Genomic DNA, 952 nt, shown 5'->3' on the forward strand with positions numbered 1-952 from the left:
TTAAACAATTATCCATCCACAACCAATCTTTTTGTGATATAATGAAAATAGAGAAGGTTTATCAATCAAAAACAGGAGAGGAGTTACAAAAATGGCAGTAGTATCATTGGAAAATAATATTAAACTATATAGTTCAGAATTATTTCAAGCACTATTAAAAGCCTCTAATTATAAATTGGATAAGCGTATTGCTCAGACTGTTGCAGAAGGCTATGCTCGTAATCTAGATTATTCTGATCCTGAACTGATGCATGTTGGTGTAACTTCGGTTGCTAACAATCTGCTTACAAAAATTAAACAAGAGTATTTTAATGTATAGTATTTTAAAAAGCCACCGAAAAAGGAATTACTCTTTAAGGTGGCTTTTTTAGGAGTAAAGTTTAGGCTAGAAAAACAAGAAGTAACGCACCAAAAATGGTGCATTTCTTTTTTCTAAATGTTATGGCTCTTTGTCAACTGCAGTGGGTTGAAGAAAAGCTAAGATCTTGAAAGGACACATTTCGTCCTTTCTTTTTTGATGTTCAGAGCGATAAAAATCCGTTTTTTGAAGTTTTCAAAGTTTCGAAAACCAAAGGCATTTCGTTTGATGAGTTTAATGAGATTATTAGTCGCTTCCAATTTGGCGTTAGAATAGGGTAGTTAAAGGGCGTTGATGTTCCAAAGGAAACAGCACAACTCTTGAAAAGTATGGGATATGAAGTACAATTAGCTTTGATTGCGACAAAGCCTAAGCTGTCCTATCTGAGCACCCTTATCCGTTATGAAGAACTGTACGCTATCAATCCAGATCAAGCACGCGCAACTCCAAAAGAACATCATGATTTCATTGTAAATCATCTAGTTGATAATACAAGACAATTGGAAAAACTAGCTATCTTTGAAAGAATTCAAATTTACCAACGAGATAGAAGTTGTGTATACGATTCAGAAGAAGACAAAACTTCAGCAGCAA

Annotated in this window: 1 protein-coding gene and 2 pseudogenes; 2 read left to right on the top strand and 1 reads right to left on the bottom strand. The window is 34.0% G+C overall.

The genetic code is table 11. The features are described from left to right. The first annotated feature begins 91 nt into the window (after positions 1–91). Positions 92–319: a hypothetical protein gene (locus CBI42_RS10890; protein WP_000301903.1), complete on the top strand. Its 228-nt coding sequence runs from the start codon at positions 92–94 to the stop codon at positions 317–319. 158 nt (positions 320–477) lie between these two features. On the opposite strand, the pseudogene CBI42_RS10895 reads toward CBI42_RS10890, so the two are convergent. Next, positions 478–639: pseudogene (locus CBI42_RS10895) on the bottom strand (transposase); the annotation flags it as partial. Here CBI42_RS10895 and CBI42_RS10900 point away from each other — a divergent pair. Then, positions 640–952 (top strand): annotated as a pseudogene (locus tag CBI42_RS10900) (zeta toxin family protein); the annotation flags it as partial.

It is taken from the genome of Streptococcus sp. KR (genome assembly GCF_002238115.1).
Lineage (GTDB): Bacteria > Bacillota > Bacilli > Lactobacillales > Streptococcaceae > Streptococcus.

Bases quoted from the DNA above. Each gene is read 5' to 3' on its own strand.
- CBI42_RS10890 (WP_000301903.1), top strand. From the start codon at position 92: ATGGCAGTAGTATCATTGGAAAATAATATTAAACTATATAGTTCAGAA.